Below are 25,554 nucleotides of genomic sequence, written 5' to 3'. Positions count from 1 at the left end.
AGGTTTAGTTAATAGTTATTTTATCTCCAGCACCAGCACACCCAGCGGGGGCAACTCTACCGGAATGGGGCTATCGGCCTTCGCCTGTAACCTGGTTTTGGTCCGAAATATATCGTTGAACTGATATGTTTTGGAACCGTCCATTTTCATCGCCTGCCAGGCTTCGGCCGGAATTCGGATGCTGGTCTTTGCGGCTATATCCCGATCGAAGTTGCAGATGATGAGCAGCTTCTGGTTGCCTGAATGCCGCAGGTAGCTGTACAGTCGGCCTGCATTGTAGCCGGCGCTCTGGTTATTGTTGTTGGCGTATTGCAGGTCGTAAAAGCCGCCGGTCCGGATGGCGTCGCTGGTGTTGACCAGTTGCAGCAGTTGCTGGTAAAAGGCCCGCAGTTCTTTCTGGTCTTTGGTTAGCTTACCCCCGTCGAACTTACCGCCGTTGACCCAGGCCTGAAACTCCGGAATGCCCCAATAGTCAAAAATGGTCGTGCGGCCGTCGTCGCCCTGAAACCCTTCTGCCTTGGTAGGGGTCACGCCCACTTCCTGCCCAAAGTAGATCATAACCGGGCCGGTATGCATGGTGGCCGAGAGCGTCATGGCCGGTACTGCCACCCACGGGCTGCCGGCAAATTCTTTGGCTGTAATCCGCTGCTCGTCGTGGTTTTCCAGAAAGCGGAGCATATGCTGCGCGAAGTCGCCCGATTCATTTTGCCAGACCTTCGTTATTTCTTCGGCATTGCCCTTGCCTTCCATCAGCCGCCGGACGGAGTCATAGAGGCCAACTTTGTCATAGAGGTAATCGAATTTACCGTTGAAGATATAGTTGCGGTACTGCTGTGGGTTGTAGATTTCGGCGATGAAAACAATGCCCGGTTTGGCGGCCTTCACCTGCGGAATGGCCCAGCCCCAGAACTCGACCGGCACCATTTCGGCCATGTCGCAGCGGAAGCCGTCGACGCCCTTTTTCGCCCAGAATACCAGAATGTCCCGCATCTTAGTCCAGGTATCCGGTACCGGTCTGAAATGCAGTTGCCGGTTGTTCTGGTAGTCGACGCCGTAGTTCAGCTTGATGGTCTCGTACCAGTCGTTGATATTGGGCTGGGCCGAAAAAACATCGTTGCCGGTGGCTTTGGCGGGCTTTTCGACGTAAGGCTTCTCCGGGGTATCGGGCAGATTGACCCCCTCCGGCACCTGAAACGATTTATCGGGAATGTAGTAGAAGTTGTTGCTTGGGCTGAATGCCTTCGTTTTATTGTCTTTTGCGCCCAGGTCCACCACGCCTTTGGGTTTGGCGTCGGAGTAGTACTGGCGGGCCACGTGGTTGGGTACAAAGTCAATGAGCACCTTCAGCCCGTTGTCGTGCGACCGCTTCAGCAGGGCCTGGAATTCCTTCATGCGGTTTTTTACGTCGACCGCCAGATCCGGATTGACATCGTAGTAATCCTTGATGGCGTAGGGTGAACCGGCCCGGCCTTTGACCACCGCCGGGTGGTCTTTTCGAATACCGTAGGCGGAGTAGTCGGTCATCAGCGCGTGTTCGATCACGCCCGTGTACCACACATGCGAGGCCCCGAAGGTCTTCAGTTCCCTGAGGGCTTTATCCGTAATATCGTTGAATTTCCCTACCCCGTTTTCGTCGCGGGTGCCCCAGGGTTTGTTGGTTGTTTTCTGGTTGCCGAACAGGCGGGTGAAAATCTGGTAAACGACAATCTTGTCGGAAGGAGCGGCAAGCGTTGGATTCATAAGCGTTCGGGGCCTGGGCCCGGCATAGGCCGATAGGCCGGCCAGCAACAGGCTCGTGATACATAAACAGCGGAAAAGTGAGAACGCTCCGGGAGGCATACAGATCATAGGTTTTGGTACGAATTTACTTATTCAGCGAAAAAATAGAACTTGGTACGATAAAAAGCCAAACCTCTTCGTACTAAATAAGTTACAAACGAACCATGAAAGTCCTCTGGAGTGCGTCAAAACTACAATCCGTTTAGTTTATTTTGACAACTTTGCCTCAGTAAATCCTATGATGACCTATAATCTATGAAAAAACACCTTTTTCCTCCTTTTATCTTTCTGGCAGTGTTTCTGCCGCAACTTGTATTTGCCCAGGCACCGGCCATTCAGCGGGTGGAACCGACCAACTGGTGGGTCGGCATGAAAAATCCGAACCTGCAACTGCTGGTATACGGTAAAAACATCGGTTCCTCTACCGTCAGCCTCACCTATCCGGGTGTGCGGCTTAAAAAAGTGAATAAGGTTGAGAACCCCAACTACCTGTTTGTTGACCTGGACATTACCCCGGCGGCTAAGCCCGGCACGATGGTGTTAACGTTTGCCAACGGCAACAACCGGACGCCTTACCGTTACGAACTGCGCCGGAAATCGCACCAGCCGCTGGGTGTAACCCCCGCCGATCTGATCTACCTGATCATGCCTGACCGGTTTGCCAACGGCAGTGAAGCCAACGACAAATTTGCCGACATGCTCGACCCGAATGCCGATGCGAACAATCCGTATCTCCGGCATGGCGGGGACATTCAGGGCATTATCAATCACCTCGATTACCTGCAGGATCTGGGTGTAACGGCCCTTTGGATGACCCCGGTGATTCAGAATGATGAGTTACTCAAAAAAGAAGGCCCCGACCGGATGCAGGCGGGCTACCACGGCTACCATTTTACGGATCACTACAAAATTGATCGCCGGTTTGGCGGCAACGAAGCCTATTCGCAGCTTAGCAAGGCCCTGCACCAGCGGGGGATGAAACTGGTGCAGGATGCCGTGTACAACCACGTCAGCGACGACCACTGGTTTTACAAAGACCAGCCCACCAAAGACTGGTTCAATACTTGGTCGAGCTATACCAATACCTCCCACAAAGAGCAGTCGCTCTATGACCCGCACGCGGCCCCAGCCGATCTGAAGGTAATGCTCGATGGCTGGTTTACCCCGTTTCTGCCCGACCTGAACCAGCGGAATCCGTATCTGGCCAACTACCTGATTCAGCACGCCATCTGGTCGACGGAGCTGTTTAACCTGGATGCCTGGCGGATTGATACCTATAAATACAACGACATGGCGTTTATGAATCGCTGCAACCAGACGCTGCTGACCGAATACCCGAAACTTCTTCTGTTCGGGGAGTCGCTGGTCAGTACGCCGGCTGGACTATCGTACTTTGTCAAAAATAATCTCAACTATCCGTTCAAAAGCAATCTGCCGAGCACGCTGGATTTTCCGCTGTTCAACGCCATCAACGGCGGTCTGCAACAGAACTTCGGCTGGGATACGGGGGTCAGCCGGGTGCATCAGACGCTGGCGCAGGACGCCGTGTATGCCGACCCGATGAAACTGGTAACCTATCTGGATAACCACGACGAAAACCGCTACCTGTCGGTTATCGGCGATGATCTGGACAAGTATAAAATGGGCGTGACGTGGCTGCTGACCACGCGGGGTATTCCTTCTCTGTACTACGGCACCGAAATCCTGATGAAGAATTTCAAGGACCCTACCGATGCTGAAGTGCGCCGTAATTTTCCGGGGGGCTTCCCGGGTGACCGGGAGAACAAGTTTACGGCCGCCGGTCGCTCCAGGCGGGAAAATGAAGCCTTTGATTTTGTGCGGAAGCTGGCCAACTACCGCCGGGCGACCCCCGCGCTGCACTCGGGAAAGCTGATGCAGTATATTCCGCAGGATGGGCTCTATACCTATTTCCGGTACGACAACAACAAGACCGTGATGGTGGCGACCAATACAACCGATAAGGAAATCGGACTCGATACCGGCCGCTTTACTGACAGCATGAAAGGGTTCACCAAAGGCCGCAACGTGCTGACCGATGAAACGGTAAGTGACCTGAAGCTCATAAAGCTTCCTGCCAAAACCGCTGTGGTGCTGGAGTTGATGAAATAGAATATGAGAAGTATGAAAGCACTGCTGCTTCAACTGCTTTTCTGCCTGCCTGTACTGGCCCAGACCGGACCAAAAGTATTGATTGTTACGGCCCACCCCGACGACGAAACCGTGTTTCCGGTTACGGTCTTCAAGATTACCCGCGAGCTGAAAGGCTCGGCAGATCTGGCGCTGGTGACCGATGCGTCCGGTGGTTTCAACGGCATGTTAGCTTCCAAATACTATGGCATGAACATGCTGGATTCGGTGATTGGCCGGAAGCATCTGCCCCTCATTCGGAAGAAGGAGATGATGCGGGCGGGCGAGGTGATGGGCATTGGCAACTTCTTTTTTCTCGACCAGCGCGACGACTTCTACAACCGGGACCCGAAGCCTTACCTGAGCGGGCAGCGCTGGGATGCGGCCCTGGTGGCCAGACGGCTGGACGAGATTCTATCCAGAGGTAATTATGACTATGTCTTCTGTATGGTCCCGCACGATGGTCAGCATGCTCATCATAAAGCGGCTTCCATTTTGGCCCTGCGGGCGGTGCAGCAGATGACCGGCCGCAAACCAATAGTGCTGGGCGGGCAGGCCATGAACAAGGGATATACCTTCCGGTTTGCGGAGCTAGAAGGGTTTCCGGAAACGCGGATTCTGGCATCGGCTCCCGTTTTTGAATATGACCGCTCCCGCACCTTCGGCGAAGACAACAAGCATAGCTACATGATTGTGGCCGACTGGGTCAAAGCTGAACACAAATCGCAGAGTGGCGACATGAACTCGTCTATGCACCGGGGCGATTTAGAAACATTTTGGTATTTCGCGCTCAACGGTGAGGCTGGTATTACCCAGGTGCGGCAGCTATTTGACGCGCTGAAGACGAGTGGCTTTTGATTGCCGCAAAACAATTAAAGTTAAACCAGGGATGAAATACAACCCTTTACAAGATTAATGGCTCCTGAGCAGTAGAATCAGTTTATATTGGAGCTAAAACTATCCACACATGAAACATAGAAACGTTTGGTTATCATTTCTGATAATCTGTCTGATGCAGGTGTCCTGCGAAAAACCAGCCTGCGACTGTCTCTTTGAGCAGAACATTGTGTTCACTATCCTAAATGCGAAAGGTGAGGATATCACCGATCAGTTTGATGCTAAAAATGTTAAGCTAACGTATCTCAACTCGCCCGGAGATCCCGTACGGATGGAAAAAAGCTGCGCGGATAAAAGCTTTATGTTCGTCCTTTTTTACAAATCCGGACTTTATCGGTTAGATCTGGGTAACGGCATCAGTAAGGAGATCAATGTTACGTACAACCTTGCTACCAAAGGCTGTTGCAAAGGCTACGGGGGTATTGAACGTGTGCAGGTAGATGGTAAGGCCATTGAGGGACGTTACGAAATTTGCTCTAATACCAAATCATACCCGATTACAATCTGAATTAAACGCATAATGGTAATAAAAGCATTTCTGTTTGACCTCGATGGTGTCATTGTCGACACCGCTATTTTTCATTACCAGGCCTGGCGCCGGATGGCCAACGAACTGGGCTTCGATATTTCGGAAGAATTTAACGAACAGCTAAAAGGCGTAAGCCGGGTTGAGTCGCTGGAGATCATTCTGCAACATGGTGGCCTCACGCTCCCGGAGGAGCGCAAAGCTGAACTGGCGGCTCAGAAAAATCAGTGGTACCTGGATCTGGTCAGCCGCATGACGCCCAACGACATTCTGCCTGGTGTACCGGCTTTTTTCAGCCAGGTCCGGGACGCCGGCATCAAAACGGCACTGGGCTCCGTCAGCAAGAACGCCCGGCTAATTCTGGACCGCATCGGCATGAGCGATGCCTTTGGTACGGTAATTGACGGTAATAAAATTACGAGGGGCAAACCAGACCCGGAGGTGTTTCTGAAAGGAGCCGACGAACTGGGGGTTTCGCCGGCCGACTGTGTCGTTTTTGAAGATGCTGTTGCCGGTATCGACGCAGCCAAACGGGCGGATATGATCGCCGTGGGTATTGGTTCCCCGGATGTGTTAACGCAGGCGGACATAGTGGTGCCCTCACTGGAGCACCTGACTGTTCCGCAACTGCTCAAAAGCCTCGACCGAACGGCCGGGCTGGATGTGTACTGAATTGTTTAAGCCGGGCGTCTGGCTTGGGCATCAAACAATAAAAAAATGCAAAAGCTGGAAACCGCATATCAATTGCAGGATCGTCTGCGTGCCGTACTGATTACGGTAGAGACGGAATTCCGGCCGCTTAGTCCTGATCAGTTGAGCTGGAGACCGGCACCTGATCGCTGGAGCATTGGTCAATGCCTTCAGCATCTAAACCTGGCTGAGCGTTTCTATATCCGGAACCTGCAGAAAAAAATAGATGACCTCGGGCTGATTCAGGCTATGCCAACTGATCAGCTTATTGAATCGGACTGGGTGGGGCGGGCGTTGCGCTATTCGGTTGATCCGAATACCAACCTGAAACTCCCGGCTCCAAGTCTTATCCGGCCCCGGGCCGACCTGGATGAGCCAAGCGTACTGAGCCAGTTTGTTGAACTGCAACAATTGCTGCACGACTTGCTGGATAAGGCCATTTACCTCGACTGGAATAAGACCCGGATGATGTCTTTGTTTGGCAACTGGATAAAAATCCGGCTCGGCGATGCATTGATTATGTTAGTTTTACACACCGAACGCCACATCCGGCAGGCTCTTCGCGTAAAAGAAGAAATGAGTACCTTTGTCAAAACAGCCTAATCTGTTAACGTGTATCAATGAGCATGCGAGAACCGTGGGGTTCTCGTTATGTGTATATAATAACCTGTGATGAAATGAAGCAATACCTGAAGCATGACCCGTGGTGTATTGTCGAAGAAGGCTTTCACCGCGAGTACAATGAAATTACCGAAAGTGTAATGAGCCTCGGCAACGGGCGAATGGGCCAGCGGGGCAATTTTGAAGAAAAATTTACGGGCAAGTCCCTACAGGGTAACTACGTGGCCGGGGTGTATTATCCCGACAAAACGCGCGTCGGCTGGTGGAAAAACGGCTACCCTGAATACTTCGCCAAAGTCCTGAATGCTGCCAACTGGATTGGTATCGACATCGACATTGAGTACGAATCCCTCGACCTCAACACCTGCGAGGTACGCAGCTTCCGCCGGATGCTGAATATGAAAGAAGGATACCTGGAGCGGTCATTTGTGGCCGTGCTGAAGAGCGGTAAAGAGCTCCAGGTCAATGCCAGGCGCTTTTGCAGCATCGTTGATGATGAAGCCGGCGCGATCCGCTACAGCATCACCCCCCTGAACTTCGACGCCAAGATTACCATCACGCCGTACATTGACGGCGACATCCGTAACCGCGACGCCAACTACGACGAAAAATTCTGGGATGAGGTCCGGAAAGAAACCGGTTACGGCGAAGCTTTCATTGAAATGCGTACCCGCAAAACTGGCTTCCACGTGTGTACGGGCATGGCCGTCGAGATTGAGCAGGACGGCAAGCGGGTCGATTTCCAGTCGCAGCCCATCAAGTACGAAAAGTACGTAGCCAACCGCATGACCCTCGACTGCCAGCGGGGGCAGGAAACGGTTATCTTCAAGTATGCCGTCAATCTGTCGTCGCTCAACTACGACCCTGACCACTTGATGCGGGAGACCCGTCAGTATCTGAAGCAGGTGGTGCGTAAAGGCTTTGAAAAGATGGAATTTGAGCAGAAGCAGGCCTGGGCGGATAAATGGAAGATGAACGACATCACCATCGAAGGCGACATTGCCGCGCAGCAGGGCATCCGGTTCAATATCTTCCAAATGAACCAAACCTACACTGGCGAAGACGAGCGGCTGAACATCGGCCCCAAAGGCTTCACCGGCGAGAAATACGGCGGCAGTACCTACTGGGATACCGAAGCCTATTGTTTTCCGTTCTACCTCGCTACCGCCGACCAGAAAGTGGCCCGTAACCTGCTGGTGTACCGGTACCGGCATCTGGGCAAGGCCATTGAGAACGCGCAGAAACTGGGCTTCCGGGCCGGAGCCGCGCTGTACCCGATGGTCACCATGAACGGGGAAGAAAGTCACAACGAGTGGGAGATTACCTTCGAGGAGATCCACCGCAACGGAGCCATCGCCCACGCCATTTATGATTATGTGCGCTACACCGGCGACGAGCAGTACCTGGTCGATTATGGGCTGGAGGTACTGATTGCCATTAGCCGGTTCTGGAGCCAGCGGGTCAACTGGTCAGAAGCGAAGCAGCAGTACGTGATGCTGGGCGTTACCGGCCCGAACGAGTACGAAAACAACGTCAATAACAACTGGTACACCAACTACATTGCCGTTTGGACGCTGCGCTATACGCTGGAAGCCATTGAGATTGCGAAGCGCCTAGACGCCGAAAAGTTCAACGCCCTCTGTGATAGGATTCACTTCCGTGAGGATAAAGAAGTGGCGACGGCCCGGCAGATCATCGATAATATGCACTTCCCGTACGATGAAAACCGGCAGGTATTCCTGCAGCAGGAGGGTTTTCTGGATAAGGAACTGATGCCGGTGAGCGAAATACCCAAAGGCCAGCGCCCGCTGAACCAGAACTGGTCGTGGGACCGCATTCTGCGTTCGTGCATTATCAAGCAGGCCGATGTGTTGCAGGGCCTGTACTTCTTTGAAGACGAATTTGATGAGGAGACTATCCGGCGCAACTTCGAGTTCTACGAGCCGATGACCGTGCATGAATCATCGCTGTCGCCCTGCGTTCACGCCGTACTGGCGGCCAGACTGGGCCTGAAGGAGAAAGCGTACGAGATGTATCTCCGTACCGCCCGGCTTGACCTCGATGACTACAACAACGATACTGAAGACGGCTGCCACATTACCTCCATGGCCGGTACCTGGATGGCGGTTGTGCAGGGCTTTGGCGGCCTGCGCGTGGAAAACGATCAGTTGCGGCTGAATCCGTACTGTCCTGACAACTGGGATTCACTGGCCTTCAAGATTCGGTTCCGGGGAGCGTTACTCCAGATCAGCGTAACGCAATCGGGCGTATCCGTGCAGAACTTCTCCAGCCATCCCGTTACGATTACGTTGTATGATGAGCCGCTGACCATTGAAGCTGAAAGCCGTAAGAAAGCAGACCGGAAAGTATTGGCGTAACTTCAAAACAATATGTTGAACAGAGCCCGGCTGACTGGCCGGGCTCTGTTGTTTGATCTGGTTTTACGCAGTGCTTTCCGATAAATAAATTACCCCAAAAGTGGTATTGCTAAAGGAACTGAACGTCAGCACATTTGCCTGAATGTAAACCTCTATTCCTATGCAAACTCAAACGACCGAATCAATCAAAGACCAGATCCGCCGGGGCAATGATGCTTTTGAAGCCGCTTTTGCCCGGCAGGACAGCAAGGAACTGTCAAAATTGTATACGAACGATGCTGCCTTGCTGCCGCCTGGTGCCACCGAACAAAAAGGGCCACAAACGATTGGGCAGTTTTGGCAGGGAGCCATGGATATAGGCGTGGCTAAAGCCAAACTCACGACCGTGGAAGCCGAAGACTATGGCGATACCGCCGTTGAGATTGGTCATTACGAGCTAAGCAGCGCTACCGGTGACCAACTCGACCACGGCAAATATGTGGTAGTCTGGAAGCGCCAGGGTGACCGCTGGCTCCTCCACCGCGACATCTGGAACACCAGCCAGTCGCCGGGGTAAGTTCACGAAATAGTTTTTGCCAGACCGGGTATCGAGTTCGTAGAGAAAACCTACTGATCGATACCCTTGCTTTTTTGTTCTCTATTCATCCTGATCGTAAACTGCCAGGCAAAATGACATATACGCAATCTGCATCACCAGACGCCGGATTCGACCGGGTAGCCGGGGTATACGATACCCTGGCCCGGCTGGTATTTGGTGACAGATTGCATATGGCGCAAACCGTTTTCCTGCATCGCCTTCCGGTTCAGGCTACAGTGCTGATAATCGGTGGGGGTTCGGGCAGGTTACTCAGGGAGGTCCTGCACCGGTGCCAGCCTCAACAAGTCATCTATATCGACGCTTCAGCACGAATGCTGACCAAAGCCAGAGCGTTCGTTCGAGAAGATGCACGGGTAACATTTCGGTTGGGTAATGAAACGGCCATCCAGATGGAGCAGCCGGTTGATGTGGTCATCACTCCGTTCGTTCTCGACCTGTTTACGGAGGAACGACTGGCAGATGTGATTATCCCCCGGCTCTATCAGGCGCTGAAGCCGGGTGGACTCTGGCTGGTGAGTGATTTTGTCCAGACCCGTAACTGGTGGCAGCAATGGCTGCTCAATGCAATGTATCGGTTTTTTAGGCTGACAGCTGGCATTGAAGCCCGGCAATGGCCCGACTGGCCCCGTTTATTACAGCAGGCCGGTTTACGGCCAGGCGAACAGCAGACAATGGTGGGTGGACAGGTGACTACAGGTTGGTGGATAAACGGATAATCCGTATTATTCGGGCATAAATCCAAAACTCAGTCATGTTAACCGACTCACGTATTCAGGAGCATAACGAAAAACTAGCCGATGACCACGCCTTCCGCTGGGGGTATATGCAGGAGTGGCTGCATCGGAAAGGAATAGATGCCGAACATATTCTTCAGCAGTTGCAGGCTTATCAGGTAGCCATCCCGAGTTGGGCGCTGGGCACCGGTGGTACCCGCTTTGGGCGGTATCCGGGTGGAGGAGAACCCCGGTCGCTGGAAGAGAAGATTGAAGACGTAGGCTTGTTGCACGCCCTTAACCGCGCTTCCGGTTCTATCTCGCTGCATATTCCCTGGGATATCCCGCAGGATGTACAGGCGATCCAAAACCTGCTGGATGAACATCACCTGACCATTGACTCCGTCAATTCCAATACTTTTCAGGATCAGAAAGACGCCAACCATTCCTATAAATTTGGTTCACTTTGCCACACCCAGTCCGAGGTTCGGCAGCAGGCTATTGACCATAATATGGAGGTAGTCGAATATGGGAAGCAACTGGGCTGCCATACGCTGACGGTCTGGCTGGCCGATGGCTCCAACTTTCCCGGTCAGCACCACTTCCGGCGGGCCTACCAGCGTACCGCTGATTCGCTGAAGGCCATCTACAACGCCATGCCCGAAGACTGGACGATGCTGGTAGAGTACAAACCCTACGAGCCGCATTTCTATTCCATGATTATTCCCGATTGGGGCACTTCCCTGCGCCTGGCTGAATATTGCGGTCCGAATGCACAGGTGCTGGTTGATCTGGGGCATCATCTGCCGAATACGAACATCGAGCAGATTGTAGCCCGGCTGCTACATTTTGGTCGGCTGGGTGGGTTCCACTTCAACGGGTCTATGTACGGTGACGATGATCTGACGACGGGCAGCATCAAGCCGTTTCAGCTGTTCCTGATCTTCTGCGAACTGGTGCAGGCGGCTCAGGATTCGGCGGTGCAAAACCCAGCGGTTGCTTACATGATTGATGCCAGCCACAACACCAAAGACCCGCTGGAAGATTTGCTGCAATCGGTGCAGACCATCATGACGGCTTACGCCAAAGCCCTGCTGGTTAATACCAAAGGTTTGTTTGCCGCTCAGGAGGCTAACGACGTTGTGCGAGCCGAAGAGATGCTGAAAGATCCTTTTCTGGCCGATGTCCGGCCTTTGGTGGCCGAAGCCATCCGGCGTAATGGCGGAGCCCTGAACCCGCTTGGTCTTTACCGCCAGCTCGACATTCGTCGTCAACTCATTGATAAACGCGGCAAACTTGCCGTCGCAACCGGTCTTTAATAATAGGTTCCAGGTTTCATGTTTCAGGTTTAAACGGGACCGCCCGGCGGTTTAGCGTAAGCAACATGGAACCTGAAACTTGAAACCTGAAACAGTCTTTAAAGACTATGAACGTTACTGCTATTTTCGACATTGGCCGGACCAACAAGAAGCTGCTGCTGTTTGACGAACAGTACCGGGCCGTGGAAGAGATCAGCGAAACCCTGCCCGAAATCACCGATGAGGATGGGGTTCCCTGCGATGATCTGGCGCTACTGACCCGCTGGGTACAGGACCAGTGGGACGCGTTGTCCCGGCGGACTGACATTCAGATACAGGGGGTCAACGTAGCGGCTTACGGGGCTAGTCTGGTGCATCTGGATGCGCAGGGGAATCCGGTAGCTCCGCTCTATTCCTACCTGAAACCGTTTCCGCCCGCGTTGGCTGAACAGTTTTACGGGACTTACGGGGATGTGATGACCGTGGCCCGCCAGACGAACTCGCCCCCCCTGGGCATGCTCAATTCCGGCCTTCAAATTTATTGGTTGAAGTACACCCGGCCAGCCGTGTACCAGCGGGTTCGGTGGTCGCTGCACCTGCCGCAGTACATTGCTTACCTGCTCTGTGGAGAGATCACCAGTGACTTTACCTCTATTGGCTGTCATACCGCTCTGTGGGACTTCGAGCAGAACCGGTACCACGACTGGGTTATTGCCGAAGGCATCGATCAAAAGCTGGCACCCATTGTCGGGCAGCCCGTTGCCGGATATGCCGTAACCGCCGGTGGGGAGAAGGTACCGGTTGGCGGAGGGTTGCACGATAGCTCGTCGGTGATTATGGCATACCTGGCGCGGTGTCAGGGGCCGTTTATGGTACTCTCCACGGGAACATGGTGCATTACGCTTAATCCGTTTCAGACAGAGCCGCTAACGGAAGAACAGCTTCAGCGCGATTGCCTGTCCTTCCTGACGGTTGGCGGCATTACCATCCGATCGGCCCGGCTGCTGATGGGTAAGGAGCATGATCACCAGGTAGCGCGCATTGCCGAACACTTTCAGGTAAAACCCGACTTTTCGCGGCAGGTGAACTACCGGCCAGACCTGCTGCCGCCGGGCAAGAGTTCGTTTATGCCGGCTTGCATGACTGGTACGGGGCCATTTCCTGATCAGTCGGCTGGTAGTTGGGATTTGGCCGGCTACGCTTCTGCCGAGGAGGCCTACCATCACCTGCTGGCCGGTTTGGTCGATATGCTGACTGTATCGATCCAACTGATCGATAACGATGTGCCGGTCTTATATGTGGATGGTGGTTTTGCCCGGAATGCTATTTTTATGCAACTGCTGGCCGAGCGTTTTCGGCAGAAGCAGGTTTACCGGTCGCAGTTACCACAGGCTACGGCCATTGGTGCGGCCTTGTACATCCGGCAGGACGATGAACCCGTCAGCGGCTGGACATTTGAGCCTGTTGAGCGCCGGCAGCCATCTGTTATACCAGGCGACTAAACAATTGATGAAGTGCTGGCTGGTTGCTGATGTCATACCACTCGTCTCCGCCCAGGTTCAGGAACTGCCCGTTGCTGTCAGGCCGTTCGTAGAGCGCTTCTTCCGGTTCATACTCAACTTCGTAAATTGTTTCCATAAGGGATGGTAACTCGCTCCAGGGAATGGACCTGGAGCGGGTACGCCGATTCTGCGAGGACTCTGCTTTTATCGTGCGCTCAGCAAAGGAGGCCGTCAGCCGTAGTTCGGTCTCTTCATTTTTGTGCCGGTTGAGGTAGGTAAGTTCAAAAGCCCGCTCTTTACCACCGGCTTCGTAAATGGCCTGGATCAGTTCCTGGATCAGATAGGTCCAGGTATCGCGGTCGGTTGGGGTACCTTTACGGGTCTGCCCGTCGGCGGTTTCAATACTCACCTCGAAGAAATCTTCGTTGTCCGGAAGCGTATCCTCATCAAAGGCGTTCAGCATTGTCGGGCCAATCAGGTCTTCTATCGTTTTCAGCCATTCCTTCGATAATCGTCCGGACCAGCTAAAGTCATCGTTCAACGTAAAACCCTCGCCGGTGATGTCTTCTTCATCCAGGTCCTCGCGGTCAGGATAAGTGATGGAAAAATCGGTATGCAGAAACTTTTTAAAAGCCGGTCGGGCGCTCAGGGTATAGAAGTGGGCAAACGGAGCCGGCGTAATCAGGGCCGTCTGGTAGCGAATTTGCAGGTTTTTTAGTACAGACATTACGATTGGATGGACAGTTGACGAATGGTATTGAGCCGGTCAATCTTGCCGGTCGGCGTTTCTCTAAACGCCGGAACGGTAATAAATTGTTTCGGCACCGAATAAGGACTAAGCTGCCGGGCCAGGTTTTCTTTTAAGGCTTTTTGCTGCTCAGGGGTAAGTTCTTCTTTTTCGATGAAGGCGGTCAACCGCTGTCCCAGTCGTTCATCCGGCAATCCGGCTACAAACAACCGGGGCCTGAGTTCCCATTGGTTTAGTAATTCCTGCAACGCTCGCTCCACCGGCTCCGGCTGGATTTTAACACCACCGGTATTAATGATGTTATCGGCTCTCCCCAGCAGCCGGAATCGACGGCGGTCCAGCATCTCCACCACATCGTTGGTTTGTATACGCTGGTTGTTGCTGGCGGCCGCCGTAATATGTAAACAGTCCCGTTCGTCGGTTCCGATCAGTACCCCACTGAGGGCAGTAAAGTAGTCGGCTGACTCCGGGCCGTTCAGCCGCCGGAGAGCGATGTGCGATACGGTTTCGGTCATACCGTAGGTAGCATAAATGGGCGCTTCAATCTGCTGTAGCGCCTGCTCCAGCGCAGGACTGGTAGCAGCTCCGCCCACCAGTATAGCTTTCATCCGGTTCAGAATGGGCAGCTTACCCGGCGCTTGCTCCAGAATGGTTTGCAGTTGCAGAGGCACCAGCGCGGTGAACGCAAACCGGGCTTGCGCCGGATCAAAATCAGCTAACGGATTAGCTGAAGGCTCCACGATTGTCATCGGCAGGTCCAACTCCAGGCAGCGCACCAGCATCATCACCCCGGCAATATAACGTATATTGAGACACACCAAAGCCGCGTCGCCCGGCAGTAAACCAAGCGCCTGCCCCGTCAGCCGGGCGCTGGCGACCATCTGCGGCCGCGTCAACTGAACAGGCTTCGGCGTACCGGTTGAGCCGGAGGTCTGTAGCGTAAACAACGCCTGTCCACTCTGCCAGGCCCGGCAGAAGGCCAGTGCTTCGGCCTCGTTGCTGGTTAATTGGTTCATTGGTTGACTAGTTAATTGGTTAACTGGTTCATTGGTTAATCAGTTCAGATAGAGAATAGCTCGTCTGTTTAAACCTCCAATTAACCATTCAACCAATGAACCAAGTAACTAGTCAACCCATTACCTTTGCCGGGCAGACTGGTTAAACAAAGCGGTTTGACTGTCTGTTATCCGAACGTATGGAAGAAGCTGAATTTCATAATCCGATTGCCGCCGACAAAGTGACGGATGCCCCGGGTTTACTAGCCTATGCCCACTCGGTGGGCGGGGCCGTAATCAAACCGGAAGATAAGGGTAAAATCAAAGGCCGGGCGGTGATGGCCATGCGGGAGCAGACAGATCTGCAACTGGCTCAGCTTTACCGCCAGATGCAGTTGCTGGCCGAGCAGGCGACCGCCATCCGCAACCGCGTGGAAGTGTCGGAGCGTATCTACGGTGCTCAGATGAATTTTGAACCCATCGTCGGTCATACGTACTACCTCTACCAGCGCAAGAACGGTACCGATCTGCTCTCTATGATCGCACCGAACGAATGGGGCCGCGTCTTCCCTTTCGAGCGCTGCCTTGCCACCGTCCGGATGATGGCCGACCATACCTGGGATGTTACTTACCACGATATTGATTTTGACGAACAATAAAATTGAGTGATTGAATGACAGAATGATTGAATAAACGGCTGCGCATCCATGTGCCCTATTCAATCATTCTGTCATTCAATCATTCTATAACTTAGCTATGCAAACCAAATACCCCTGGGAGACCATCAAAGAATACCGCGAGATTCTGTTTCAGTACTACGACGGTATCGCTAAAATCAGTATTAACCGCCCCGAAAAGCATAATGCCTTTACACCGCTGACGGTGAAGGAGATGAGCGAGGCTATGGAACTGGCGCGTCAGGACCAGCGTGTTGGCGTCGTTATCCTCACCGGCGAAGGTGGCCGGGCGTTCTGCAGTGGGGGAGATCAGTCGGTGCGGGGCCATGGCGGCTACGTCGGTGAAGACCAGGTACCCCGTTTGAACGTGCTCGACCTGCAAATGCAGATTCGTCGGATTCCCAAACCGGTAGTAGCCATGGTGGCCGGCTGGGCCATTGGTGGGGGCCATGTCCTGCACGTGGTCTGTGACCTGACCATTGCCGCCGATAACGCCCGTTTCGGCCAGACCGGACCGAAAGTAGGCAGCTTCGACGGTGGTTTCGGGGCTTCGTACCTGGCGCGAATCGTGGGGCAGAAGAAAGCCCGCGAAATCTGGTTTCTCTGCGACCAGTACGATGCCAAAGAAGCGCTGGATATGGGGCTGGTCAACAAGGTAGTGCCCCTGGACCAGTTAGAGGAGACAACTATTGAATGGTGCCGGAAGATGCTGGAGAAAAGCCCCATCGCCCTCCGGATGCTCAAAGCCGCTTTCAACGCCGAACTCGACGGGCAGGCCGGTATCCAGCAACTCGCCGGTGACGCCACACTGCTGTATTACCTGTCAGAAGAAGCGAAGGAAGGGAAGAATGCATTCCTGGAAAAGCGCAAGCCGGATTTTCAGCAGTTTCCGAAGTTTCCGTAAGCAGAATCAGGATAAACAGAAAGAGGCCAGTGATCACTGGCCTCTTTCTGTTTATCCTGATTCTGGCTAATTTACCCTGAGCTTCTGCCCTGGCCGAATCTTGGAGCGGGTACTAATGTGATTTCGGCTGGCCAGTGATTTTACGGATATACCGTATCGACTGGCGATGCTTGACAAAGTTTCGCCGGAACGAACCTTGTGTAAAACTGTTCTTTTGAAACGGGGCTTGATACTGGCTACGTCCGACGGGCGACCATTACGCAGGTAGTCCCATACCTGAGCGGTCAGCAGAAAGTGGTCAGAATTAATGGTGTTCGCCGGAAAGGTATAAATGTTGAGCGGGCTGAACGGATTGCCTTCGTACCGAACTTCATAATGCAGGTGAGGACCCGTGCTGCGGCCGGTACTGCCGCCCAAACCGAGTTGGTCGCCGGCTTTCACTAACTGACCCGTTTCTACCAATTGCTTTGATAAGTGGGCGTACAACGTCTCCAGTCCATTGTAATGCCGGACCAGCACGTAGCGACCGTAGCCACCACCGTCGAAGCCCACCACCCGAACCAGTCCATCAAAGGCTGCATAAACAGGATCGCCGGTATCCAGGTCCAGGTCTGCACCGGTATGCCAGCGGCCCCAGCGAAAGCCGAAGCTGGAGGTAAGTTCACCCCGGTTGAGCGGGGCCGACCAGAACCGGTTGGCCGTCGGATCGTAAAGTTTTATGTCGATAACTTCGTTAAACTCGAGTGGATTAATGTTGTAGGGGTCAATGTGCCGGGAATCCCAGATCGCGTAGTAGTCGGCGATCTTCACCCATTCATTGCCGACCAGTACCGAGTCGATGACTTCGACAACACTGGTTTCACCCTGGTCGATCATGCTGGTGTCTTCGCTGACGACCGGGTTCAGCTCTTTTTTGGGCTCAAACTGGTTGTTGAAACGCAGATTGGTGGTTTCCGTCTCAAAGACATCCTCCTTCTGCGTAGCCGGACCGGAGGTGGCTGGCTTCGACGAATTTTTTGGGGTAATGCGCAGGTCTTTTTTAAATTTCCCACGCTCCTGAGCCTGTACAGTTACGGTAAAGCACAGACAGCAAATGGCCATTAGCCATTTTACAGCCGATTTTCTCATCTGACACTAAAAGCCGACGTTCAGCAAACAAGGAGCACCAGGCAGTTGGCTGAGACTATACGTCTGCCAGCTGCTTGCCGCTGGTTGCTCACTGAACCCGGGGTGGTTTGGTTAGTGAACGTACTGTTCCTGCAAGTGCCCAACTTCGAGCACAGCCAGATAACGTTCAGCGTCGAGTGCCGCCATACAGCCGGTGCCGGCTGCCGTAATGGCCTGACGATAGACATTATCCTGGGCGTCTCCGCAGGCAAAGACGCCGGGTATGTTGGTGCGGGTACTTCCTTTTTCGGTAAGGATATAGCCACTCTCGTCCATGTCGAGGTAGCCTTTAAATATATCGGTATTCGGCTTGTGACCAATGGCCACAAAAAAGCCGGTAACGTCCAGTATCTGTTCGGTACCGGTTTCCGTATTGCGAACCCGTACGCCGGTTACATCTTCTTCGCCCAATACCTCAACGGTTTCGGTATGCCAGAGAATTTCAACGTTGGGTAAGGTCTTTACGCGCTGCTGCATAATTTTAGAGGCCCGCATTTCGCCCCGCCGAACCAGCATATACACTTTACGGCAGAGGTTAGCCAGGTAACTTGCTTCTTCAGCGGCTGTATCACCAGCACCCACAATGGCCACATCCTGACCCCGGAAGAAGAAGCCGTCGCAAACGGCACAGGCCGATACGCCCCGGCCGTTGAGCCGCATTTCCGACGGCAGGCCGAGCCATTTGGCCGCAGCACCCGTTGAAATAATCACAGTGTCGGCGGTAATTTCGTGCTGCTCGTCAACAATGGCTTTGTGGGGACTATCAAGGCTGGAATTATTCGATAGCATAACGCCAGTTACTACACCGTAACGCACGTCAGTACCAAACCGGCGGGCCTGTGCTTCCAGATCCTGCATCATCTGCGGACCCTGCACCCCATCCGGATAACCGGGAAAATTATCAACTTCAGTTGTAATGGTCAACTGACCACCGGGTTGAGCACCCTGGTAAAGGACGGGCTTCAGGCCAGCCCGTGACGCATATATAGCTGCCGTGTAGCCGGCAGGACCAGAGCCGATAATCAGGCACTTAACGTGTTCGGATGTCATCGTTGTTCGGTGAGGTTGTCGACTGAAAAACTCCCACTTGGTTAAAGCAGTAACTGCTGATCCAAGTGAAAAGTTGGCCGTTTTGGCCTACATCAGGACAACAATTGCAAAGTTGAAAAAAATTCCCCAACGAACCAAGCCGTATTACCCCATTCAGCATAGAGATTTTGAGGAATTATGCCCGGTGTACTAAAGCACCCGCCATTCGATCCGGCGGTTCATCCGGCGGTTTTCGTCACTGCTGTTCGGTGCCAGCGGGCGCGTTTCGCCGTACCCGGTAGCCTGAATCCGCGTTGGTTCAATGCCGGCTTTGGTAAGGAAATTTACCACAGACTGAGCCCTTTTTTTAGAAAGTTCGAGGTTGGTGGCTGCGCTGCCCTCATCGTCGGTATGACCGGCAATTTCCACCTTTACAGCGGGATTTGATTTCAGGAAATCCGCCAGTCGGTCGAGCTCCGTTTTCGATTTGCTTTCCAGCTCGAAACGGCCCGATTCGAAGAAGATATTGTTGAGCGTTTCTTTGGCTGTTGAGCCCTTGCCGGACGCAATCGGCTCCAGCGGAACGCTCAGCGACATACCTTCACCCCTGGTCTTCTGGGTGTAATCAAACGACAGACTCTTGAACAGATATCCCGGAACGGTCACGTACAGGGCATATTCGCCCCCGCTTGGCAGCACGGCGGTGTATTGGCCGGTCTGTTCGTCGGACGTTACGCGCGTCACTACCTGATTGTTACTAAGGTCAATCAGCTCGACGGTCGCGACCAGGGGTTTTTTCGTGTGGGCATCGGCGATGACGCCCTTGAGGTAACTGACCGGTTTCACCCGATCCCGCAGCGATTCGGGCATATCAAAAACATACAGACGGGACTTCTGGGAGACACCTTCTTTCTGCTCTTCAAAGGAATAATACGCCCGTGTACCGTTAGCCGCTACAAAAAGCGCTGCCTGGTCATCGGCATTGTTAATGGGATAGCCCAGATTGGCCGGAGCCGACCAGCCTTTGGTGAGACTATCGGCCACAAACAAATCGTACCCACCGAGGCCAATATGTCCATCCGAGGCAAAAAACAGGGTACGGCCATTGGCGTGAATAAAAGGGGATGCTTCATTAAAAGGCGTATTGACCGGCACCCCCAGGTTGACTGGCTCCACCCACTCTCCGCTGGCGTTTAAATCGCTCCGCCAGATGTCGCGCCGACCCTGACCACCCGGCCGGTCGGAGACAAAATAGAGCCGTCGCCCGTCGGCCGACAGGGAGGGTTGCGACTCCCAGTAGCGGGTATTGATGGCGGGTCCCAGGTTCTGCGGGGCCGACCAGGTATCGCCGGTTTTCCGGCTGATGTATAGATCACAGCTCCCAAAACCCCGGCGCCCCTGGCAGGCCGTAAAGACCAGCGTCCGGCCATCAGCCGACAAACTGGGAGTACCTTCGTTCTCGGGCGTGTTAATGTTGTCGGACAACGAAATGGGGGGACTCCAGACTTCACCCTTCATGCTGGAGATCATCAGGTCCTCGTCGCCTTCCGGTTTCAAAACCGTGTAGACCAGTGTCTGTTCGTCGGCGGTCAGCACCGGAAAATACTGCGAAGGTGTCGTTTTCAGGGATTCCGACAGGGGTATGGGCGTTACGGGCTGGGGGTGTTGAATGGCTTCCTGTCCGAAGCGGGCACTCTCCAGCTGGCGCTGAATACGCTGGCCCTGCGCCGATTGTGGGGCGAAGAACGCAGCAAATCGTTCGAGGTACGGAATGGCTTCGGCGTAGCGGGCCTGACGGAGCAGGATCATACTGGCCGACTGGTAGGCGGATGCCGTGGCGGGTTTGTCCGGCTGTAGCCGGATAGCCTCCCGGTAGGCAGCTAAGGCCATCTCCTGCCGACGGGTAAACTCGTAAAGCTGTCCCAGTTTCAGGTGGGCGTCCGTAAACGTAGGGTCGGCCTTGATGGCCTCCTGCATGAATGGAATGGCTTCATTAGCCTTCCGTTCACCAAACAGCTTTATCGCCTGATTATATAACTCCTGCGCCTTTTTGGGTTGGGCGAAAGCGGGAGAAAGCGAGCAAAGAAAGAACCCCAGAAAGCAGACCAGAGCCAGTCGGCCCAGGTGCCAGCTTCTTTTCTTCTGCGCTACGGAATATTCATGTATTTGTGCGTCTGCAGCGAAATCTGCCATTGCGGATTACTTTTTACATACTCAACGATGAGCGGCAGCATTTCGTTTGAGCGGCTCCATTCCGGTTGCAGAAAAAGCCGGCAGTCGGGGCGCAGATGCGGGACAAAGGACTCGGCGAAGGCAAAATCACTCTTGTTGTAGATAATGGCCTTCAGTTCGTCGGCTTTGCCGAAAATGTCGGGGTGCGGTTGCTTGAATTTTTTGGGTGAAAAACAGATCCAGTCCCACGTCCCCGAAACCGGGTACACACCAGACGTTTCGATATTAGTGTGGAAGCCGGCTGCTTGCAGGGCAGCTGTCAGCCCGGTCAGGTCGTGCATAAGGGGCTCCCCACCGGTAATGACGGCCATACGGCCAGGGTACTGCAGCGCTCCCCCCACAATGGAATCGATAGCATATTTTGGGTGGCTATCGGCATCCCAGGATTCTTTGACGTCGCACCAGTGGCAGCCCACATCGCAGCCACCCAGGCGGATAAAATAGGCTGCTTTGCCGGTATGGGTACCTTCTCCCTGCAGGGTGTAAAAGGCTTCCATGACAGGGAGAGTTGTCAGGCGCTCAGTATGTTGTTGCTGTTCGGTAATCATCAGACAAAAATACGGAGATTTGGCCAAATGCTGTTTTCGGGCACACCTCTTTTTGCGACTAACCCTTAAAACCATACCCGCTCAAAACATCTGGTGCACCGTTGCCTAAAACGGTTTTGGTTTTACTACTTTTTTGTTTATAAATTCACTGATAAACAAACGCTTACTGTCACATGAGACCCGATATCGTTCATTCTCATCGGCATCGTGATCAGCTCTGTCAGCGGGGGCTGTATTTACTTTCGCTTACCGTCTGGCTGTTGTCCGGCTGCATGACTACCCGCATTGTCTCCACCGCCGATTGTGATACGCCCGTCAATGATCCCACTACCCAACGGGTCGTAACCTCGTACTTCTGGGGCCTGAAGCAACCGGTAAACCTGACGCCCGGCTGCGACCCGCGATCCAATCACCTGAACAGCGTTACGGTCAAATCCAACCTGGGCTACTTTCTGCTGTCGGCCGTAACGCTGGGCATGGTCAATAAACAACGGGTGGAGTGGTGCTGCACGCCTTTCACCCCCCGGCCAGATACGCTGGCTACCCGTTAACGCATTATCCGGTCTCTTACCTCTTTCCTCTCCCTGACTATGGCACTCCCCAACGGACTCGAACAAAAGCCTATGCCGAACTGGACGAACGGCCACGAAAACTTTACCCAGCCTTTGAAGCCGAATGCCTCATTTAAGCTTCGGATTCCCAACCTGTCAAGTCCGCAGGCCCAGTACCGGCAGACAACCGCCAATTTCCAATGGTTGATTCAGCACGCTATTGACAATAACCTGCGGATGCGAGCTTTGGGCAAGGGCTGGTCGTTCTCCGACGTGGCAGCTACCGATGGGGGGCTGGTGGACACCTTGGCACTGAGGCAGTCGTTTGCGCTGCGGGACTCGTTTGTTGATCCGGCATACCGGGCGGCCGGGAAGTCGACCGGCAATCTGTACTTTACCGAGTGCGGCATGAGCATCATCAAGCTGGAGCAGATCCTGGAGCCGGCCGGTAAATCCATCCGAGCGTCGGGGGCCAGCAACGCGCAGACCATCGCGGGGGCGCTGTCGACGGGTACCCACGGTGGCGCTTTCCGGTTTGGAGCGGTGCATGATTCCGTGGTGGGGCTGCATCTCGTTACGGCCCCCGACCGCCATGTATGGCTGGAGCGGGCCTCAAATCCGGTAGCTGCGCCCGAGTTCACCGACTGGCTGGGCGTGACGGAGGTGTACCGGGACGATGATTTGTTTAACTCGGCCGTGGTAAGTTTCGGCAGTTTCGGATTCATTCACGGCGTACTGCTCGAAATTGAGAACCTGTTTCTCCTGGAGGATTACAGCACGCAAAAAGTGCCTTATACCTCTGCCTTGAAGAAAGCCATGACGGACCAGGACCTGACGGGACTGCTGCCGTGGCTGCCGCTGCCAGTCAACGATCCCACCAAAGAGCCTTACCACCTGGGGGTCGTCGTGAATCCCCACCAGTTTGACCCGACCGGTGCTGATCTTAACCGGGGTGCTTACGTGCAGGTCCGGTACAAAACGCCGTACCGCCCCAATTACCCCCGGCCGCAGCCTAAACCCAGCGGCTTTACGTACGGCGACGATACCCTGGGTCTGATTCAGACGGTGCTCGACAAAATGGGCCGGTTGGCGCTGAAGCATATTCCCAAACTGGTCAATCAGCTTTACCCGCTGGCCTTTGAAGACACCAACGGCACCGCCGGAACCATCAGTGAGGTGTTTGGCAGCACCAATATTCGGGGCAAGGCCGTCAGTGCCGCTATTGGCGTAGACAGCCACGATACGCCCCGGGTGCTGGAGGAGATTGTAAAGCTGAACCAGCAGGTTGCTTTTCCGGGATTGCTCGGTATGCGATTCGTAAAGGGCACACCGGCTACGCTGGGGTTCACCCGCTTTCCCGTAACCTGTGTCATGGAACTGGACGGTGTGCAGGCCAAAGTAACCAATGAGTTTCTGCAGCGGCTCTGGAACCGGCTCGAAGCGCTCCGGATTCCGTACACGCTGCACTGGGGTAAGACCAACTTCAACCTGAGCGAATCGCTGGTGCTGCAAATGTACGGGCAGGCTAACGTTGAAACCTGGCTGCGCAGTCGGCAGAAACTGCTGGATGCCCCGGCGCGGGCGGTATTTACCAACGCTTTCATGGAGCGGTGCGGCCTCGGAAAAGAGCTGATGCCTGCCCAACCGGTACCTCCCGTTATTGTTTAAGAGGGGCGGGAACGTAAGGCCGTCATTTAAAAATATACCCATAAAATTTTGCCTTATTTAGGGTTTTGCTGCACTTTTGTCGGTAGACCTTTTCCCAAATGTTACCCCAGTCGCTTAGTGATCATACCTTGTTAAGCCTGCTCCGCGAAGGCGATGAGCAGGCGTTCAGGGCATTATACGACCGCTACTGGTATAAAATGTACGTAATCGCCCACCGCAAACTCCGGCGAAAGGAGGTGGCCGAAGAACTGGCGCAGGAACTCTTTGTCATGCTCTGGCAAAAGCGCGACTCGCTGCGGGTGATCAACCTGCCGGCTTTTCTGGGCGTGTCGCTCCGTAACCTGATGATCGATTACATCCGGCGGCATATGCAGGAAGAGCATTACCTCGACCAGCTCCGGCAATTCTTTCCGGATGAGGGGTTTGCTACCATCGAAGCCGTGCAGTTGAACGAGCTGACCGAGGCCCTCCAGCAGGCGCTGGCCCAGCTGCCCGACAAAACCCGCGAAGTCTTTATTCTGAATCGTTTCGAGCACCTGACCATCCGGGAAATTGCTCAGCGGCTGAATCTTTCCGAAAAAGCGATCGAATACCACCTCTCCCGGTCAACGGGGTTCCTGCGCCGGAACCTGCGCGACTTTGCCGCAGCCTGGGTCTTGTTTTACCTGCTCTAAACATATTTCTGAAAATTTTCACGTTGGCCTTAGGGAATTTTCCCGGTTATCCGTCTATGCCTTTTGTACGGATAACGTAACCCGATGGACAGCCGGAAATACGAGGAGCTTTTAGCCCGATACCTACGCGGAGAATGCACCGACGACGAGCGGGCCTTGCTCGACCAGTGGTTCGATTCGCTGGATGCCGATGTGCCTCTGCCCGCCAGCGAGGAGGAGAAAGAACGGCTATTGTCCAGCAACTGGGAGGCCCTCGCGGCCCGGACGACCCGGCCGGCTCCGGTTCATCATAGTCGCCGGAACTGGCTCCGACCCGTAGCTGCGGCTGCGCTGGTGGTGCTGGCCCTCAGCCTGAGCTGGTATTTTCTGCTGACACCCGCCCGGCCGTCGCTGTCTCATACGAAAAGCAGTCCGGCGGATCACCCGGCCGTTATCGAGCGGGTGAATACCGCAGCGGGGCCGCTACGGCTGGTGTTGCGTGATTCGAGTGTAGTAACCCTGCAGCCTGGAGGGGTACTTCGGTACGTGGCTGAATTTGCCCTCGACAAACGGGAGGTAACGCTGGTCGGTGAGGCCTTCTTTGAGGTTCAGAAAGATCCGAAACGCCCTTTTCTGGTGTATGCCAATGATCTGGTCACCAAAGTGCTGGGTACCAGTTTTTATGTACAGGCTTCACCGGCAGAAAAGAATGTTACCGTAACGGTCCGGACCGGTAAAGTATCTGTTTACTCGCCAAAGCTGGCTACGACGACCAAAACAGACTCCGACCCCGAAACAATCGGCGTGGTGCTTACCCCTAACCAGCAGGTTACCTACCTGGGCGAAGAACTACGGTTTGTAAAAACGCTCGTGCAGAAGCCGGCCCTTCTGGTTCCGTCCGGCGAACAATCTGTCTTTACGTTTCAGAATGCGCCCGTAGCCCGGATTTTTGCCGCTCTCGAAAAAATGTATGGCGTTGATATCGTCTACGATGAAGAGCTGATGAGCAACTGCTTCATTACCACGTCGCTCGAAAGTGAGGACCTGTACGATACGCTAACTATACTTTGCAGGCTTTTGGGGGCCGGTTACAAGGTAATTGACGCGCAGGTTGTCATTACCGGCACCGGCTGCCCGTAACGAATTTGTATCATCTTTTAACCCTGACCTTATGAAGAAATGCCGACCAGTCTCTACCCGGAACCGCCAATGATGACACTCCATTGCCGGCG

General features: G+C 54.1%; 23 protein-coding genes. 16 read left to right on the top strand and 7 right to left on the bottom strand.

Going from position 1 to position 25,554, the window contains the following annotated elements; genetic code table 11:
* Nucleotides 1–15: 15 nt before the first annotated feature.
* Nucleotides 16–1,740: an alpha-amylase family protein gene (locus ABD949_RS10825; RefSeq protein ID WP_345243339.1), complete on the bottom strand. Its 1,725-nt coding sequence runs from the start codon at nt 1,738–1,740 to the stop codon at nt 16–18.
* A 294-nt stretch (nt 1,741–2,034) separates the two neighbouring features.
* Between ABD949_RS10825 and ABD949_RS10820 the strand changes: the two genes are divergently transcribed.
* The 10 genes from ABD949_RS10820 to ABD949_RS10775 all read left to right on the top strand — a co-directional run bounded on the left by ABD949_RS10820 (nt 2,035) and on the right by ABD949_RS10775 (nt 13,150).
* Nucleotides 2,035–3,909, top strand: coding sequence for a glycoside hydrolase family 13 protein (locus tag ABD949_RS10820; protein ID WP_345243336.1), 1,875 nt, complete (start codon nt 2,035–2,037; stop codon nt 3,907–3,909).
* A 12-nt stretch (nt 3,910–3,921) separates the two neighbouring features.
* Nucleotides 3,922–4,785, top strand: coding sequence for a PIG-L family deacetylase (locus ABD949_RS10815; protein WP_345243334.1), 864 nt, complete (start codon nt 3,922–3,924; stop codon nt 4,783–4,785).
* 109 nt (nt 4,786–4,894) lie between these two features.
* Nucleotides 4,895–5,332 carry a hypothetical protein gene (locus ABD949_RS10810; protein ID WP_345243332.1) on the top strand — a complete coding sequence of 146 codons (438 nt, stop codon included), beginning with the start codon at nt 4,895–4,897 and terminating at the stop codon, nt 5,330–5,332.
* Nucleotides 5,333–5,344: 12 nt separating this feature from the next.
* Nucleotides 5,345–6,022 carry a beta-phosphoglucomutase gene (gene pgmB, locus ABD949_RS10805; RefSeq protein WP_345243330.1) on the top strand — a complete coding sequence of 226 codons (678 nt, stop codon included), beginning with the start codon at nt 5,345–5,347 and terminating at the stop codon, nt 6,020–6,022.
* A gap of 45 nt (nt 6,023–6,067) precedes the next feature.
* Entirely contained in the window at nt 6,068–6,643 is a 576-nt protein-coding gene (locus tag ABD949_RS10800) for a DinB family protein (RefSeq protein WP_345243329.1), read from the top strand.
* A gap of 74 nt (nt 6,644–6,717) precedes the next feature.
* Complete coding sequence (locus ABD949_RS10795; RefSeq protein WP_345243328.1) at nt 6,718–9,039, top strand: glycoside hydrolase family 65 protein; 2,322 nt, start codon at nt 6,718–6,720, stop codon at nt 9,037–9,039.
* Between the two features lie 160 nt (nt 9,040–9,199).
* A complete protein-coding gene (locus tag ABD949_RS10790) occupies nt 9,200–9,595 on the top strand; it encodes a YybH family protein (protein WP_345243327.1) in 396 nt (131 codons plus the stop codon).
* A gap of 113 nt (nt 9,596–9,708) precedes the next feature.
* Entirely contained in the window at nt 9,709–10,353 is a 645-nt protein-coding gene (locus tag ABD949_RS10785) for a class I SAM-dependent methyltransferase (protein WP_345243326.1), read from the top strand.
* 35 nt (nt 10,354–10,388) lie between these two features.
* Nucleotides 10,389–11,669 carry a sugar isomerase gene (locus ABD949_RS10780; RefSeq protein WP_345243325.1) on the top strand — a complete coding sequence of 427 codons (1,281 nt, stop codon included), beginning with the start codon at nt 10,389–10,391 and terminating at the stop codon, nt 11,667–11,669.
* Nucleotides 11,670–11,776: 107 nt separating this feature from the next.
* The gene (locus ABD949_RS10775; protein WP_345243324.1) at nt 11,777–13,150 is read left to right on the top strand and encodes an FGGY-family carbohydrate kinase; all 1,374 of its coding nucleotides are present in this window, start codon (nt 11,777–11,779) and stop codon (nt 13,148–13,150) included.
* Here ABD949_RS10775 and ABD949_RS10770 read toward each other — a convergent pair.
* Nucleotides 13,134–13,877 carry a hypothetical protein gene (locus ABD949_RS10770; protein WP_345243323.1) on the bottom strand — a complete coding sequence of 248 codons (744 nt, stop codon included), beginning with the start codon at nt 13,875–13,877 and terminating at the stop codon, nt 13,134–13,136. The two genes, ABD949_RS10775 and ABD949_RS10770, sit on opposite strands and share 17 nt — an antisense overlap.
* Complete coding sequence (locus tag ABD949_RS10765; protein WP_345243322.1) at nt 13,877–14,914, bottom strand: AMP-binding protein; 1,038 nt, start codon at nt 14,912–14,914, stop codon at nt 13,877–13,879. The genes ABD949_RS10770 and ABD949_RS10765 overlap by 1 nt, the downstream gene beginning before the upstream one ends.
* 179 nt (nt 14,915–15,093) lie before the next feature.
* Between ABD949_RS10765 and ABD949_RS10760 the strand changes: the two genes are divergently transcribed.
* Entirely contained in the window at nt 15,094–15,552 is a 459-nt protein-coding gene (locus ABD949_RS10760; RefSeq protein WP_345243321.1) for a DUF2452 domain-containing protein, read from the top strand.
* 97 nt (nt 15,553–15,649) lie between these two features.
* On the top strand, nt 15,650–16,474 hold the full coding sequence (menB, locus tag ABD949_RS10755) for a 1,4-dihydroxy-2-naphthoyl-CoA synthase (protein WP_345243320.1): 825 nt from the start codon (nt 15,650–15,652) through the stop codon (nt 16,472–16,474).
* Nucleotides 16,475–16,540: 66 nt separating this feature from the next.
* Here the strand turns inward: menB and ABD949_RS10750 are convergent, their stop codons facing one another.
* The 4 genes from ABD949_RS10750 to ABD949_RS10735 all read right to left on the bottom strand — a co-directional run bounded on the left by ABD949_RS10750 (nt 16,541) and on the right by ABD949_RS10735 (nt 21,399).
* Complete coding sequence (locus ABD949_RS10750; protein ID WP_425576741.1) at nt 16,541–17,575, bottom strand: peptidoglycan DD-metalloendopeptidase family protein; 1,035 nt, start codon at nt 17,573–17,575, stop codon at nt 16,541–16,543.
* Between the two features lie 138 nt (nt 17,576–17,713).
* On the bottom strand, nt 17,714–18,691 hold the full coding sequence (gene trxB, locus ABD949_RS10745; protein WP_345243318.1) for a thioredoxin-disulfide reductase: 978 nt from the start codon (nt 18,689–18,691) through the stop codon (nt 17,714–17,716).
* Between the two features lie 189 nt (nt 18,692–18,880).
* On the bottom strand, nt 18,881–20,863 hold the full coding sequence (locus ABD949_RS10740; protein WP_345243317.1) for an OmpA family protein: 1,983 nt from the start codon (nt 20,861–20,863) through the stop codon (nt 18,881–18,883).
* Nucleotides 20,818–21,399, bottom strand: a complete 582-nt coding sequence (locus ABD949_RS10735) for a 7-carboxy-7-deazaguanine synthase QueE (RefSeq protein WP_345243316.1) — start codon at nt 21,397–21,399, stop codon at nt 20,818–20,820. Before ABD949_RS10735 ends, ABD949_RS10740 begins: the two co-directional genes overlap by 46 nt.
* 224 nt (nt 21,400–21,623) lie before the next feature.
* Between ABD949_RS10735 and ABD949_RS10730 the strand changes: the two genes are divergently transcribed.
* The 4 genes from ABD949_RS10730 to ABD949_RS10715 all read left to right on the top strand — a co-directional run bounded on the left by ABD949_RS10730 (nt 21,624) and on the right by ABD949_RS10715 (nt 25,462).
* Entirely contained in the window at nt 21,624–22,001 is a 378-nt protein-coding gene (locus tag ABD949_RS10730) for a hypothetical protein (RefSeq protein ID WP_345243315.1), read from the top strand.
* Between the two features lie 39 nt (nt 22,002–22,040).
* The gene (locus tag ABD949_RS10725) at nt 22,041–23,669 is read left to right on the top strand and encodes an FAD-binding protein (protein ID WP_345243314.1); all 1,629 of its coding nucleotides are present in this window, start codon (nt 22,041–22,043) and stop codon (nt 23,667–23,669) included.
* A gap of 98 nt (nt 23,670–23,767) precedes the next feature.
* Nucleotides 23,768–24,343, top strand: coding sequence for an RNA polymerase sigma factor (locus tag ABD949_RS10720; RefSeq protein ID WP_345243313.1), 576 nt, complete (start codon nt 23,768–23,770; stop codon nt 24,341–24,343).
* Nucleotides 24,344–24,427: 84 nt separating this feature from the next.
* Nucleotides 24,428–25,462: a FecR family protein gene (locus tag ABD949_RS10715; protein WP_345243312.1), complete on the top strand. Its 1,035-nt coding sequence runs from the start codon at nt 24,428–24,430 to the stop codon at nt 25,460–25,462.
* The last annotated feature ends 92 nt before the right edge of the window (nt 25,463–25,554 follow it).

It is taken from the genome of Nibrella saemangeumensis, from assembly GCF_039541915.1.
GTDB classification, from domain to species: Bacteria; Bacteroidota; Bacteroidia; order Cytophagales; family Spirosomataceae; genus Nibrella; species Nibrella saemangeumensis.
The sequence above is the reverse complement of the archived record's forward strand: the minus strand, read 5'-3'. Positions and strand labels throughout refer to the sequence as shown.